13 protein-coding genes are annotated in these 14620 nt (G+C 70.2%); 5 read left to right on the forward strand and 8 right to left on the reverse strand.

The genetic code is table 11. From position 1 onward, the window contains the following. Positions 1–977, forward strand: a 977-nt coding sequence (locus WG212_RS19445) for a 3-deoxy-7-phosphoheptulonate synthase class II (RefSeq protein ID WP_337188776.1), incomplete at its 5' end; no start/stop codon positions are given. On the opposite strand, the gene WG212_RS19450 is transcribed toward WG212_RS19445, so the two are convergent. The 4 genes from WG212_RS19450 to WG212_RS19465 form a co-directional block, all read right to left on the reverse strand. Then, a complete protein-coding gene (locus WG212_RS19450) occupies positions 974–2197 on the reverse strand; it encodes an MBL fold metallo-hydrolase (RefSeq protein WP_337188777.1) in 1224 nt (407 codons plus the stop codon). The two genes, WG212_RS19445 and WG212_RS19450, sit on opposite strands and share 4 nt — an antisense overlap. Continuing rightward, complete coding sequence (locus tag WG212_RS19455; RefSeq protein WP_337188778.1) at positions 2197–4596, reverse strand: TonB-dependent receptor; 2400 nt, start codon at positions 4594–4596, stop codon at positions 2197–2199. The genes WG212_RS19450 and WG212_RS19455 overlap by 1 nt, the downstream gene beginning before the upstream one ends. A gap of 79 nt (positions 4597–4675) precedes the next feature. Next, positions 4676–5611 carry a FecR domain-containing protein gene (locus WG212_RS19460; protein ID WP_337188779.1) on the reverse strand — a complete coding sequence of 312 codons (936 nt, stop codon included), beginning with the start codon at positions 5609–5611 and terminating at the stop codon, positions 4676–4678. After that, the gene (locus WG212_RS19465; protein WP_337188780.1) at positions 5601–6134 is read right to left on the reverse strand and encodes an RNA polymerase sigma factor; all 534 of its coding nucleotides are present in this window, start codon (positions 6132–6134) and stop codon (positions 5601–5603) included. The genes WG212_RS19460 and WG212_RS19465 overlap by 11 nt, the downstream gene beginning before the upstream one ends. Before the next feature lie 165 nt (positions 6135–6299). Between WG212_RS19465 and WG212_RS19470 the strand changes: the two genes are divergently transcribed. Beyond that, positions 6300–7670 carry an MATE family efflux transporter gene (locus WG212_RS19470; RefSeq protein WP_337188781.1) on the forward strand — a complete coding sequence of 457 codons (1371 nt, stop codon included), beginning with the start codon at positions 6300–6302 and terminating at the stop codon, positions 7668–7670. 13 nt (positions 7671–7683) lie between these two features. Here the strand turns inward: WG212_RS19470 and WG212_RS19475 are convergent, their stop codons facing one another. After that, positions 7684–8289 (reverse strand): TetR/AcrR family transcriptional regulator, encoded by a 606-nt coding sequence (locus tag WG212_RS19475; protein ID WP_337188782.1) that lies wholly within the window; start codon positions 8287–8289, stop codon positions 7684–7686. A gap of 95 nt (positions 8290–8384) precedes the next feature. Here WG212_RS19475 and WG212_RS19480 point away from each other — a divergent pair, with 95 nt between their 5' ends. Next, a complete protein-coding gene (locus tag WG212_RS19480) occupies positions 8385–9038 on the forward strand; it encodes a methyltransferase domain-containing protein (RefSeq protein ID WP_337188783.1) in 654 nt (217 codons plus the stop codon). 187 nt (positions 9039–9225) lie between these two features. Here the strand turns inward: WG212_RS19480 and WG212_RS19485 are convergent, their stop codons facing one another. Next, complete coding sequence (locus WG212_RS19485; RefSeq protein WP_337188784.1) at positions 9226–10128, reverse strand: cobalamin biosynthesis protein CbiG; 903 nt, start codon at positions 10126–10128, stop codon at positions 9226–9228. A 259-nt stretch (positions 10129–10387) separates the two neighbouring features. Further along, entirely contained in the window at positions 10388–11389 is a 1002-nt protein-coding gene (locus WG212_RS19490; protein WP_337188785.1) for an NADP-dependent oxidoreductase, read from the reverse strand. Between the two features lie 84 nt (positions 11390–11473). On the opposite strand from WG212_RS19490, the gene WG212_RS19495 reads away from it, so the two are divergent. Beyond that, entirely contained in the window at positions 11474–12397 is a 924-nt protein-coding gene (locus WG212_RS19495; RefSeq protein ID WP_337188786.1) for a Gfo/Idh/MocA family oxidoreductase, read from the forward strand. 36 nt (positions 12398–12433) lie between these two features. Further along, positions 12434–12910, forward strand: a complete 477-nt coding sequence (locus tag WG212_RS19500) for a glutathione peroxidase (protein ID WP_337188787.1) — start codon at positions 12434–12436, stop codon at positions 12908–12910. A gap of 96 nt (positions 12911–13006) precedes the next feature. Here WG212_RS19500 and WG212_RS19505 read toward each other — a convergent pair. Beyond that, on the reverse strand, positions 13007–14620 hold a 1614-nt coding region (locus tag WG212_RS19505), incomplete at its 5' end, for a TonB-dependent receptor (RefSeq protein WP_337188788.1).

Genomic DNA, 14620 nt, shown 5'->3' on the forward strand with positions numbered 1-14620 from the left:
GCGGCGACAATATCAACGGCATGGCCTTCACGGCCGAGGAGCGGGTCCCCGATCCCCAGCGGCTGATCCGCGCCTACCACCAGTCGGCCTCGACCCTGAACCTGCTGCGCGCCTTCGCCAGCGGGGGCTATGCGGACCTGCACAACATCCATCGTTGGACCCTGGGCTTCGCCGACAACTCGGCCGGGGCTCAGTATCGGGAACTGGCCGAGAAAATCACCGAGGCACTGGCCTTCATGGAGGCCGTCGGGGTCACGCCTGAGACTCATCCGGACCTGAGCCGCGTCGAGGTCTTCACCTCGCACGAGGCCCTGCTCCTGAACGTGGAGACGGCCCTGACACGCATCGATTCCAGCTCGGGCGAATGGTTCGACACCTCGGCCCACATGCTGTGGATCGGCGAGCGGACCCGCCAACTGGACGGCGCCCACATCGAGTTCATGCGCGGCATCAACAACCCCATCGGCGTCAAGTGCGGCCCGACGATGGAGCCGGACGACCTGCTGCCGCTGATCGACGCCCTGAACCCGAACAACATCCCGGGCCGCCTGACCCTGATCGGACGCTTCGGCCACGAGAAGGTGGGCGACCGTCTGCCGCGTCTCATGCGGGCCGTGAAGGCGGCGGGCAAGCGGGTGGTCTGGTCGATTGACCCCATGCACGGCAACACGCTGAAGGCGACCAACGGCTACAAGACCCGGCCGTTCGACCGCATCCTCTCCGAGGTGCGGTCCTTCGTGGACATCTGCATGGCCGAGGGAACCCATCCCGGCGGCGTGCACCTGGAGATGACCGGGCAGAACGTCACCGAATGCCTGGGCGGCGCGCGTGCGCTGACCGAAGGCGATCTGGCCGACCGATACCACACCCACTGCGATCCCCGTTTGAACGGAGAGCAGGCGCTGGAACTGGCGTTCCTGGTGGCCGAGCGACTCAAGGACGACCGGGTGGACCTGTCGCAGCGGGTGGCGGTCTAGCCTCCGGAGCGGAAAGGGCCGAACGCCGCCGTTACGCGATCGGCCTCGTCGCGGTTCGACGTCACGACGACGCAGAAGGATGCCCCGCCCGGCGCCACGCGGACGATCACATGGCCGTCGCTGGCGGCCATGCGGCGCACCAATCTGTCGTTGGTCAGGCGGCTGGCCTCGGTGAGGCCCGTGGCGAAGACCTCGCGCGGCCCGGGATAGAGCCGCGTATTGAACATCCGCTCGAGCTGCAGCATGCCCGGATGGGCGGCGTGCCAGGCCTGCACGATCCAGATGCGCGGGCGCAGGGCGCGGGCCGCCTCGGCTCCCACGGCGTCGAACATGCCGTGGTGCGGCGCCACGGCCACGTCCACGGGCCCGCAGGCCTGCGCGGCCGCCGTCTCCACGTCGCGCCAGGGCATGGCGCCGTCGGCCGTGTAGCTCACCAGGTCTCCCCCGGCGAAGTAGCGGAACGCCCCATGGGTCAGGCGCAGGCCGATGGAGCAGGGGTTCTCGTCCAGGGGATCGCTCGCCGGACGGGCGGCGAAGAGGTCGTGCGTCTCGCGGCCTCGTCCTGTCCACACCTGCCCGTTGGCGATGAGCGCCCGGATCTCGAAACCGTCGCGGGCCTGGCCGAACTGGTCCGGATCGCCGATCCGGACGCGTTCCACGGGCTCTCCGGCCCTCAGCCGCGCCGCGGCGAAGCGCCTGTAGTTGACGGAAGAGGGGTCGGTCCCGATCGCCGGCGCGTCGTAGTCGGGGGCGCCGCGGTCGACCACGACCCCGATCGGGACCTCCGTGGCGACGGCGCCGAGCCCGGTCCGCACGAAGCCGCGCGGATCGGGCTCGCCGACGGCCGGGTCGCCGACGTGGTCGGGGTGGATGTGCGTGGCCACCGCGTAGTCCAGCCGGACGCTTCCAGTGTCGCGCAGCCGTCGCCGGGCGTAGCGGCCGATCCAGGCGCCGGGATTGCGGCTGCCGTCGGGACGCGGGGGTGTGGAGGAGGTCGGCGGGCTGGCCGAGGCGCCGGCGTCGATCAGCACGGTCCGGCCGTCCGGCCCCACCACGAGCGCGCAATCGCCGCGCCCCGTGGAGATGTGATGGATGTCCGTCGCGCCCGGCCGCCACGGCGACAGCGGCTGGCCCGGGCGATCCGGACCCTGGTCGGCCCAGGCGCTTCCGGCCGGGAAGGCGGCGGCGAGCCCGGCCAGGATCTGGCGGCGGGTCGGCATCAGAACCTCGCCGTCAGGCTGACGCCATAAGTCCGCGGCTCACCCAGGTACTCGGCCAGCACGCCCTGGGTGGACGGGATCAGGACGTAATCCGTGTCGCCGAGATTCTTGCCCCACACCATGACGCGGAAGCGCCCGTCCGTCGTCTCGAAGCCCGCGGACGCGTTCACCAGGTCATAGGCGGCGACGAACAGGCTCGGATCCCGCGCCGCGCCGGTGAAGTAGCCGCCGGTGCGGGTGTAGGTGGCGTTGACGAGGGCGTATCCCGCCCCGGTCACAGGCCGGCGCACATCCAGCAGCAGGCTGTATTTCACCCGCGGCGAGGAGCCCAGCCGGTTGCCGGTGTTGTTGGCGCCGCCGGGGATGACGAAGTCGTCGTAGCGCGTGTCCAGAAAGCCGTAGTTCACGCCGAGGTTGACGCCCGTCATCGGCGTGGCCGTCGCCTCGATCTCGAATCCCTTCGAGGTCGCTTCGCTGGCGTTGACGATGGTCAGGACGCGGGTGATCCCGTTGAACAGCAGTTCCTGCTTGTCGTCGTAGGTCATGTGGAACGCCGAGACGTTCAGGCGCAGCCGGCGGTCGAACCACTGGGACTTCAGCCCGGCCTCGTAGTTCACCACCGTCTCGGGCGCGAACGGCGTGGCCAGCGCCGCGGGCGTCGCGGCGTCGGTGTTGAAGCCGCCCGACGTGAAGCCCTTGGCCACGCTGGCGTAGGCCATGACGTCCGGCGCCGGCGTCCAGCTGAGGACGGCGCGGGGCGTGAACTCGCTCCAGCTCTCCTCGAGGCCGGCGAGGCTGAAGCCGGCCGCCGGGTTCAGGCGATCCCTGCGGTCCAGTGACGCCGTCTTCTCGTCGTGGGTGTAGCGACCGCCCACGGTGAGGCGCAGCGCGCCCGGAAGGTTGACGCCCCCGTCCACGAAGACGCCCAGACTGGTCGCCTTGACGGTCTGGAACAGGAATACCTCGCTGGCGACGACGCCCGTGCGCGCGGCGAGGCCGGTCTGCGTCAGCCGCCGGGTGGCGTCTTCGTCGAGGTAGTAGACGCCCGCCACGAGGTCGCCGAAACGCCATTTCGGAGACGCATAGCGCACCTCCTGGGTGAAGGTCCGGAGCGCGTCGGCGTCGTCGTTCACCTGCTGGGCTCCGCCGGTCAGGAAGGCGAAGTTCGCGCCGACCCCGGAGTAGAACTCGCCCGACTGCGATTCCCGATAGGCGGTGATGCTGGTGAACTGGCCGGCGGGCATGTCCCAGGTCCCCCGCAGGGAGACGCCCCAAAGCGTTCGGTCGAACCGCTGGCGCACGCCCAGCTCCGCCGTGCGGCGGTCGCCGTCCGATCCCAGGGTCTTGGACGACAGCGTGCGGCCGCCCGTGCTGTCTTCGGCGTAGTCGGCGCTGGCCAGGAGGTCGAGGCCTTCCGCCGGCGCGATGCGGACCTGGCCGCGGATGTTGCGGCTCTGCAGATCGTCGAGCGTCTGGCCCGTCAGGCGGTCGCGGCCGTAGCCGTCGCGGTCGCGGATCGAGAACGACACCCGTGCGGCGGCCATGTCGCCCAGCGGCGTCGAGGCCGAGGCGCGGAACTGCCAGGCGTCGTGATTGCCGTAGCCGACCTGCGCCACGGCCGAACGGCGGGAGAAGCTCGGAACCCCCGTATCGATCACGATGACGCCGCCGGTGACGTTGCGGCCGAACAGGGTGCCTTGCGGACCCTTGAGGACCTGGACCGAGGCGAGGTCGAAGAGTTCGGTGTCGGCCACGGTGTTGCGGGGCAGGAACACATCGTCGAGCACGACCGAGACCGGCTTGTTGACCCCGATCTGCTGGAAGGTGTTCGTCGCGCCGCGGATGGCGATGACCGGGCTGTTGGCGCTGAAGGTCGAGACCAGCAGGCCGGGCGCCAGTCGGGAGACGTCGCGCAGGCTGTCCAGCCGCAGGGCCTCGGCGGCCCGGCCGTCGATCACGGTCATCGGAATCGGCACGTCCTGCGCGCGCTCGGCGCGCTTCTGCACGGTCACCACCACCTCGGCCACCTCGTCCCGGGGAGGAACGGCGGCGGCCGCGGGCCGGGCTGCGCCGGGCGCCGGGCGGGCCGCGGGCGGTTCGGGGCGGCGTATGATCGTGGCCGCGCCGTCCGGCCCGATGCGGAAGGTCGCGTCGGCGCCCTGGAGCATCTGGGTCAGGGCGCCTTCGAAGGTCGTCGCGCCGCGGACGGCGGACGAGCGGCGCCCGGCCACCGTTTCGGGCGTGAAGGCCACGCCGCGGTCGGCCGCCCGCGCCAGTTGCAGCAGGGCCTGGTCCAGCGGCTGGCTGGCGATGTCGTAGGTGCGGGCCTGGGCCCCGGCGGCGGCCGGAACGGCGAGCGCGGCGAAGGCCGTCGTGGCGATGAGTGACCGGATTCCCATGATGCTCCCCTTGCAGGCGCTGGCGCCCTGCCGGGGTAGACGTGGAACGGCTGCGGCTTCCCCGCCCGTCGTCAAAAATTCATGGACGGGCCAGCCGCCAGGCGTCGGGGGCGGTCTGTTCGAGGCGCAGGTCGTTGAGGTCGGCCACCGTGCGCAGGAAGGCGGCCCGATCCGCGGTGCGGAACGAGCCCGAGACCCGCAGGTTCTCCATCCACCGGTCGCCGAAGGTCACCTGTCCCTCGGCGTAGGGGGCGAAGCGGCGCACGGCGTCGGCGAGGGTGACATCGCGCAGGACGATCCGGCCCTGCGTCCACGCAAGGTCCGTCTCGGGGTCGGTGCGGGCCTTCAGCAGGCCGCCCACGCCCGCCGAGGCGTGCTCGCCCGGAACCAGGCGGACCTTGCGCCCGCTCGCCCGGTGCGTCACCTCCACGCGCCCCTCCAGCAGGGTGGCGTGATCGCGCGGCTCGCTGTCCGAGACGGTGAAGACGGTGCCAAGGGCGGTCACCTGCATCTGATCCGTGCGCACCCGGAAGGGACGCCGCCCCTTGGCGACCGAGAACACGGCCTGGCCGGAGGCGATGTCCACGCGGCGGGAGGCGAGATCCTGGCGCACCGTGATCCTTGTCATGGCGTCGAGCCTGACGGCGGACCCGTCGCGCAGGGCGATGGTGCGTGTCTCGCCGATACCGGTTTCGACCCCCTCGACGTGCGCCGAGCCGAACCAGCCCCAAGCGCCCAGCGCCACGCAGGCGGCGGCGGCCACGGGCGCCGCGCGCGCCGCCATGACGCCCGCCGCGGCCCGTCGTGTCCGCCGGGCCAGGACGGGATCGTTCTCCAGCGCGGTCCAGGCGTCCAGCGCCGCGTCCAGCGCCGCGGCGTTCTCCGGCGCCGCGGCGAGCCACCGACGGAGCTGGGCCTGGGCCTCGGGACCCAGGTCGCCGGACTGGCGGCGGACGATCCAGGACGACGCCTCGGCCAGGCTGGCGTCGCTGGGCCGGGTCGTCTCAACGCTCATGGTCGACGACCTGCCGCGCGAGGGTCGCCAGGGTGCGTTCGAGCTGCCGCGACACCGCCTTCTCGGTGAGGCCCAGCCGCGCCGCGGCCTCGCGCGGCGACAATCCTTCGAACCGCACCAGATGGACGCACGCGCGCGCCTTGGGTGTCAGCGCCGCGAGCGCCGCGTCCAGTTTCGCGAGCCGGTCGCGCCCGATGAGGCGGCGCTCCGGCGATCCCACGCCGTGGTCGCTCAGGTTTGCTTCGAGCGTTCCATCCAATCCCGGGTGCTCCTGACGTGTCCGGCGTCTTCGGAAGGCGTCCGTTATGAGGTTGGACGCGATACGGAACAGGAATCCCCGCCGATTCCGCACGGCGCGGGTCCCGGGCCCGGCGCGGAGCAGGCGGACATAGGTGTCCTGCACCAGGTCGTCCACCTGGGCGTGATCGCGCACCCGCCGCGCGATGTAGGAGCGCAGGGCGTCGTCGTGCTCGCCGATCCATTCGGCCAGCGAGTCGTCGCGTTGGGTCGCTGCGTCCGCCATTCGGGCCTTCCTAGGCCCCAAGCATGACAGGACGCGCTCAGATTCACACGTTGCGCTTCGGCGGCGGCTTCCGAAAGCCGTGTCAGCCTGTCGCTTGATCGGGCTTGCCCAATTCCGACGCCGGCGCCAGTGTCCGCGCCCTTTTGAACCCTGGGACCCTTTGTCATGGACCGCGTGGCGGGCCACGAGCTTTCGCCGGTCCGTAAGGACCTCTCGACCCTGATGAAACTGTCGGGGCCGGTGGTGCTGTCGCGCCTGGGCATCATGACCATGGGCCTGACCGACGCTGTGGTGGTCGGACGCTATTCGGCGAAGGAGCTCGGCTATCACGCCCTGGGTTGGGCCCCCACCAGCGTCGTCCTGACGGCGGTCGTCGGCCTGCTGACCGGAATCCAGGTGATGACCGCCCGCGCCATCGGCGAGGGACGCCCGGAGCGGACCGGCGCGGTGTTGCGCCGCGGGCTGTCGTACGCCCTCTGGATCGGACTGGCCTCGACGGTCGTCCTGGCCCTGGTCGGCCCGCCGTTCCTGGGCTTCATCGGGTTGGAGGACGATCTCGCCGACGGCGCCTCCCGCGTGCTGCTGGTCTTCTCCTTGTCCCTCACCGGCTATGCGATCTCGGTGGCCGCCTCGTTCTGGCTGGAGGGGCTGTCGCGGCCCGGGCCGGCCGCCTGGGCCATGTGGGCGGCGAATGTGGTGAACCTGGCGCTGGTGCTGCTGCTCGTGCCTGGAACCCTGGGCCTGCCGGCCCTGGGCGCCGAGGGCGCGGCCTGGGCGACCACGGGCGCACGCACCTTCCTGGCCGTCGCCATGCTGGGCTACATCGCCCTGATGCCCCAGGCGCGCGGCCTGGGCGTGTTCGACAGGCCCGAACGCGACCGGGCGGCCGAGGCCGAGCAACGCCGCATCGGCTATGGCGCCGGCGCCTCGAACTTCCTCGAGGTGTCGGCCTTCGCCAGCATGAACATCATCGCCGGCTGGATCAGCGGCCTGACGGTGGCGGCTTGGGCGATCGTGCTGAACGTGGCGGCCATCGTCTTCATGGTCCCGCTGGGGCTGGCGACGGGCGCGGCGGTGCTGGTGGGCAAGGCCTATGGCGCACGTGACCCCGCGGGCGTGAACCGGGCCGGGGCCATATCCTTCGGCGTGACGGCGGTCTTCGGCTTCGTGATCTCGCTCGCCATCTGGCCCTCCGCGGGGCTCATCGCCGGCGGCTATACGACCGACGCCGCGACGATCGCGCTCGCGGCGCCCGCCTTGGTCTTGTCGTGCCTGTTCTTCTTCCCGGACTGCCTGCAGGTGGTGGCCGCCCAGGCCCTGCGGGCCCGGGGCGACGTCTGGCTGCCCACCTACACGCACCTGGCGAGCTACATCCTGGTGATGACGCCGATGGCCTGGTGGCTGGCCATCCCGATGAAGATGGGGATCATCGGCATCGTCTGGGCCGTGGTCGCCGCCAGCTTCCTCTCGGCCGCGCTGCTCCTGGGCCGGTTCTGGATGCTGAGCCGGCGGGATCGGCCGTCGCCTCGAGGCTGAAGTCGGCGCGCCCTCAGTCGCGCTTCAGGACGCGGCGGCAGAGGCGGATCAGCGCCGACGCCAGGCGTTCGGGGTCGTCTTCCCCCGAGACGGCGGCGTGGTCCAGCACGCCGTGCAGGGCGGAATAGAGGAAGACCGCGACGAGTTTCGGGTCGGACGCCGACCAGGCGCCGGCGGTCGCGCCCCGGGCGATCAGGTCTCGAAGGTGGGCCACGCCACGGCCGTGACTGGTCAGGTCCTCGCGTAGCCCGGGGGCGCCTCCGCCATGGAACAGGATCTCGTTCAGCGCGAGGTTCCTGGGTGAGAGGCAGAGCGCCAGCCCGTGCCGGACCCAGGCGTCAAGCTGCCCGTCCCAGTCGTCCGGGGCGCAGGTGTCGACGCGGGTGGCCACCTCGCTCAGGATGTCTTCGACGAACCTTTCGCGGAGCGCCGCGACGACCGCGTCCTTCGACTCGAAGTGCAGGTAGAAGCTGCCCTTGGCGATTGCGGCGCGCTGGGTGACGTCGCTGACGCTGAAGCCGCCGACGCCCTTCTCGCGCACCACCGCCTCGGCCGCCGCCAGGATTTCACGGCGCCGGACGTCGGCAGGCTTGGTCCTGGGCGAAGCGTTCGAGGGCAAGGCCGACTCCTTGGGACGTCGGAGAATACAGTCGTCCGGGCTTGGCGGCCTAGACGGGTCGTTATATGACTGACCCTCAGTCAATGGATGGACCCATGGAATCGCATCTTGCGGCGTCGTCGAATACCTACGCGGCGGCCTGGACGCCCGCCATCTACGACGGTCTCATCTGGAGCATGTTCCTGCCGCTCGGCGGGGTAGGGCGCATGAGGGATCAGGCCGTGGCGAGGATGGGCCTGGTCGAGGGACAAAGGGTCCTGGAGCTTGGCTGCGGCACGGGTGCGCTCACCTGTCGACTGATCGCGCGGGGCGCCGGCGTGACGGCGATCGACGGCTCCGGGGCGATGCTGGCCCGCGCCCGGACGCGGGCTCCAGCGGCCACGTTCATCCGAACCCGGCTGGAGGCCCTGCCCGAGCTGGGAGGATTCGATCACGCTCTGTGCGCGTTCGTGCTGCATGAACTGCCCGCAGACGCCCGCCGGCAGGTCCTGGGCGCGGTCGGTCGTATGCTTCAGCCCGATGGGCGGCTGACTATTCTGGATCATGCCGCGCCCAGCGACGGGACCTTCGCACGGGTCTGGCGCGGCTTCCTCTCGCGGCTCGAACCACCGAGCGTCGTGGAATGCCTCGCCGACGGCTACGATCGCGACCTCCAGGCGTGCGGCTACGACCTCGTTTCGCGCGAGATCCTGGCGCGGGGGTGCGCCCAGCTGGTGATCGCCAGGCCGGGCGTCGGCGCGGCCGGATAAGGTCCGCCAGAGCGCGGCGGCGCTTGCGCCTGCCAGGCCGCGAAGCGGCGCCGCTCGAATTTCAAGGAAGCACGAGAGCGCGGAAGGACACGGAATCGCAACGTCGCGTTCCGTGTCTCCCTGTACTTTCCGTGGTTTCCATGACCGAGCTTCCGCTTGCGCGGAGGCTCGTGGAGCGCGCAGGCGGCTACGCCCCCGCGCCCAGGACCCAGCCTTCCTCGCGCTCGGCGTCCAGGACGACGTCGGCGGCGGTGTCCTTGGCCGGGCCGAAGAGGGGGCCCAGCTTGTTCGCCTCGTCCAGGCGGGCGAAGTGTTCGGCGGTGGTGCGCACCTGGGCCAGGTCCTTCACCTCGCCGGGCGCCGGCTGGGGCTTGAGCAGCGAGGGGTAGACCTCGGCCACGACGGCCTCCACGCCCTCCAGGTCGGCTTCGGTCAGCGCCTTGAAGCCGGTCTCGAACGGCCAGATCCGGACGCCGTCGCCGCGGGTGTCCCGCAGGCGCCGGACGAAGGGGATGCCCAGGATCGCCTGACCGCCGACCGAGCCGTTGTAGTAGAGCTTCCAGATCGACGCCGCGCCCTTGGCGGCCAGGTCGGCATGGCGATACTCGGGCAGGTCCTCGGGGCCGTGCTCGCGGCTGCGCTTCGGTTGCAGCGTCGTCAGCGTGTCCTTGGGCGGGCAGCCCCAGAACGGGAAGGGGCCGCCGGTCAGCCGCCGGTTGATCTCCGAGCCGACGCCGAAGCGGTTGTTGGTGTTGTCGGGCTTGTCCTTCACCATCCGCGCGAGCTGGTCCCAGGTGGCGCGCCAGGGCGCTTCGCCCGGCAGGTTCAGCGCCGCCGTGAACCCCCGCGGGAAGCCCAGGGGGAAGTCGAAGCCCACAAGGGCGCGCTCGCCGCGCTTCTTGAGGTCGTCGAGGATGGCGTTCAGCCGGACCTCGGCTTCCGCACGCGTGGACGGATTGAAGCTCTCGAAAGCCATGCGGAAGCGGATGTCGCGCTTGAGGACGCCGATCCAGATGGAATCGGCGCCGGTGGTCGGCTTGGCCGCCGCGCTCCAGTCGACGATCACATAGGCGCTGAACAGGCGCGGCACGGCGCTACTCCGAGAACCACAGGAAGAGGATGCGGCCTTGTACGATATCGCCTGGGGAAAGGGCAGAGCTATCGCACCAGGCCACGCGCCGCAGGCGCAATGAGAACCGCGGAAAACGCGGAAGGGCGCGGAAGTGGCCGTGCCTGCTGAACTTCCGCGTCCTTCCGTGTTTTCCGCGGTTGAATCTCTTCGGCGCTGACGAGCCTCCGCGGCTGAAAGGCCCGCGTGACCTTTCGTTCGTCAGCCTGCGGCCGACACGCTACGCCAGCTTCACCAGCATCTTGCCCAGGTTCTCGCCCTTGAAGAGGCCCAGGAAAGCGTCAGGCGCCTTCTCGATCCCCTCGCGGACGGTCTCCTTCCAGGTGAACTTGCCGGCCTTGATCCACTCGCCGAGGTCGCGGTGGAAGTCGGCCATCATGTCCCAGTGGGTCGAGACGATGAAGCCCCGCAGGGTGAGCTGCTTGCCGACGACCTGAACCAGGTTGCGCGGCCCCGGCGGCAGTTCGGTGGCGTTGTACATCGAGATCGCGCCACAGAGCGCGAACCGGGCAAAGGGCCGGGCGGCGTTGAGAGCGGCCTCCAGATGATCGCCGCCGACGTTGTCGAAGTAGACGTCGATTCCCTGCGGCGCGGCGCGCGCCAGGGCGGCGTTCAGATCGGGCTCGGCCTTGTAGTCGATGACCGCGTCGCAGCCGATCTCCTTCAGGAACGCGACCTTCTCGGCCCCGCCGGCCGAGCCGATGACCGTGTGGCCCCTGGCCTTGGCGATCTGGACGACCACCGATCCCACGGCGCCGGCCGCGCCCGAGACGAAGACGATGTCGCCGTCCTTGAGTTCCGCCACCCGCAGAAGGCCGGCGTAGGCGGTCAGTCCGGGCATCCCGGCGGCGCCCAGGAAGGCCTGGGGCGGCAGGTTCGTGGCCGGCAGCTTCTGGACCTGCGCGGCCGGGGCGTTGAAGCCCTCGCGCCAGCCGAAGTTGGACTGCACGAGGTCGCCCGGCTTCAGGCCGGGATCGTTCGAGGCGGTCACCTGGCCCACGGCGCCGCCTTCCAGCGCCTTGCCGATCTGAAAGGGCGGAACGTAGCTCTTCACGTCGTTCATGCGGCCGCGCATGTAGGGGTCGACGGTCATCCAGAGGTTCTTCACCTGCACCTCGCCCGCGCCGGGCGCCGGCAGGTCGACGCTGGCCAGTTCGAAGTCGCCGGCGACCGGCATGCCGGTGGGGCGGTTCTTCAGTCGAATCTCGCGGGCGGTGGTCATGGCTTCCTCCGGGCCTTGCTTTCAAACGTTTGTACGAGGCCGCGCCGGTGGCGTCGAGGCGGCCCGACGTGCTAGGCGCGCGCCATGAGCGGAACCTTGCGCGGCGGTGTGATCGGGGCGGGCGTCTTCGGCGGCTATCACGCCGCCCAGTACGCGCGCCTGCCGGGGATCGACTTCGTCGGAGTCTATGATGTCCATCCCGATCGTGCGGCGCGCGTGGCCATGCCCCTGGGCGGCCGGGCCTTCGCCGACGTCGCGGAACTGCTGGGCGAGGTGGACGTCGTGACCGTGGCTTCGCCCGCCAGCCATCACGCCGCGCAGGCGCTCGAAGCGCTGGCGGCGGGCCGGCATGTCTATGTGGAGAAGCCGGTCGCCACGGGCCTGTCCGACGCCGAGAAGGTGAGGGCTGCGGCGACCAGGGCCGGCCGGGTCGTCGCCTGCGGCCATCAGGAGCGTGTCGTCTTCCAGGCGATGGGCCTGCTGGACATCCCCGAGCAGCCCCTGTTGCTGGAGGCCCTGCGCCACGGCCCGCCGTCGGACCGCAGCCGCGATGTCTCGGCGGTGCTGGACCTCATGGTCCACGATATCGACCTGGTGCTGGCGATCGCCGCCTCCGAGCCCGCCGCCGCCGAAGCCGAGGGTAGACGGGGACCGGACGGCGTGTGGGACGTGGCGCGCGCCGAGGCCAGTTTCGAGAACGGATTCACCGCCATCCTCGACGTCTCGCGCCGCGCCGAGGCGCGCCGGCGCACCATGCGGATCGTCTATCCGTCGGGAGCAGTCGAGATCGATTTCGTGGCCCGCACCTTCAGGAACACCACCCCCTATGCCCTGAACGCCGACTTCGCCGAGACGCCGGCCGCCCGTGACCCGCTGGGGGCCAGCATCGAGGGCTTCCTCCAGGCCGTTCGCGGCGAGGCCCCTCGGCCGGTCGTGACCGTGGCGGAGGCGATCGCGGCCCTGGACCTGGCGCTCGCGGTCGAGCAGGCCCTGGAGGACGGAGCGTAAGGTCGTTAGCTTGTCGCATCCCTCGGAGGCTCACCCATGTCCAGCGCCCACGACTTCAGCTTCGACGCCATCGCCGGTGGCCCCCTGCCGCTCTCGACCTACAAAGACAAGGTCGTGCTGGTGGTGAACACCGCCTCCAAGTGCGGGCTGACGCCGCAGTACGACGGCCTGGAGAAGCTCTACACCGGCTACAAGGACAAGGGGCTCGTGGTGCTGGGTGTGCCCTGCAACCAGTTCATGGGCCAGGAGCCCGGGACGGAGGACGAGATCCAGACCTTCTGCCGGACGACCTTCGGGATCGATTTTCCCATGACGGGCAAGGTGGACGTGAAGGGAGACGGGGCTCACCCCTTCTACAAGTGGGCCGAGGGCGAACTGGGGGAACCCGCCGTGCCCGTCTGGAACTTCCACAAGATCCTGATCGGCAAGGATGGCCAGGCGATCCGCGCGTTCGGCCCGCGCACAGAACCGCTCGACGCCGAGGTGACCGCTGCGATCGACGCGGCGCTGTAGAAGCGGCGCCATAGAAGCGGCGCCATAGAAGCGGCGAAGGCCGCTCCACCGATGGCGGAGCGGCCTCCTTCGGGTCCCGACGACCCTGGTACGAGCCTAGAAGCGGTACTGGAGCTCCACGCCGTACAGCCGGGGCGGGGTGAGTTCGTACACCTGGGCCCCGTTGGGGAAGCGGTCGGACGGCACCGTGGCGCTGTTGTTCCGCTGCGAGGCCTGGACGGCGGCGGCGTAGCCGTCTTCGTTGAGCAGGTTCTTCACGTAGGCGATGACCGTGTACTTGCCGCCCTCGGGGGCCCAGATGGCCCGGAGGTCCACCTGGTCCCATGACGGGGCCGAATTGTAGAACCGCTCGAAGACGTTGGCGTAGGACTTCGACCGGTAGAGGTAGGTGGCGCCCAGGGTCAGGTTCCCCGGCTCCATCTGGAAGGTGTAGAGGCCGTTCAGCGCCAGCTTGTGCTTGGGCGCCTGGGGCAGGGAGTTGCCCACGACGCTGACCGCGCCCGTATTGATGTTGTCGTTCACGTCGACCAGCAGCTGGCTCTTCTTGATCTTGCTGGGATTGTACCCGTAGTCGACGCTGAGCCGGAGGGCTTCGGTGGGTTGCCAGATGCCACTGAACTCGACGCCCTTGGACACCGACTTCTCGATGTTCACGAACTGGGTGACGTTGGTGGCGCCGACGCGCACGGCGACGGGCGCCTGCAGGTCGCGGTAGTCGAGGTAGAAGAGCGCCAGGTTGAGCTGGAGGTTGGAGCCGAAGTTCTTCTTCAGGCCCAGCTCGTACGAGTTGACGATCTCCTCATCCGCCTTGGGTACGGCCAGGAAGCCGCCGGCCGAGAAGCCGAAGGCCTTGTAGCCGCGGCTGTAGCGGGCATAGGCCATGGTGTCCGGGTCCGGCTCCCACTGGAGGCCGGCCGTCCCGGTGATGGCGTCCGAGGTGTCGCTGAGTCGGCGGCTGGCGACGCCGGTCGCCGGGTTGATCACATACTGGCGGCAGACGCCGGCGGTGCAGACCGAGGGGGTGGCGACCCCTTCGATCAGCCCGTTGGTGCTCTTGGGCGCCAGGGTGTCGGTGAGGTCCATGGCCCCGTTGCCCAGGCCGTTGAGGCCGGCCAGCGCCGGGATGCCCAGCACGGGGGCGAGCTGCGCCAGGGCGTTCAGGTTGCCCAGCAGGCTGCCCCAGTTGTTCGCCGTGCCGGCGCCGAAGCCGCCCAGGCCGAGGGCCGGGTAGAGGCCGGGATAGCAGGCGTCGGAGTTGCAGACGATGCGGCGGAACTCCTGGCCGAATTTCTCGTCCTTGGTGTAGCGGAGGCCGGCCGTGACCTTCAGGGTCTCGGTGGCCTGCCAGTCCACCTGGCCGAACACCGCCTTGCTTCGGGTCGTGAGCGCGTAGTTGCCGGTGGACCAGTAGCCTTCCGGGTTGGGCGCGGCGCCGAGGATGGGGGTCTGGAGGCTGGAGGGGCCGACCAGGAAGAAGTCGGCGGTGCTGCCGGTGCCGGTATACTTCTCGTTGAAGTAGAAGGCGCCGACGATCCACTGGACCGGGCCGTCATGGGTGGACGAGATGTTCAGCTCATGGCTGTACCACTTGGGGTACTCGAAATAGTGGTAGCCGTTGTTGGCGTTGACGGTCAGCGGCTGGCAGTTGACCGGCGAGACGCCGGCGGCGAACAGGCCCCCGATGGTGCCGCAGATCGAGCCGGGCGCCAG

Source organism: Phenylobacterium sp. (assembly GCF_037189685.1).
In the GTDB taxonomy this organism is placed as follows: Bacteria; Pseudomonadota; Alphaproteobacteria; order Caulobacterales; family Caulobacteraceae; genus Phenylobacterium.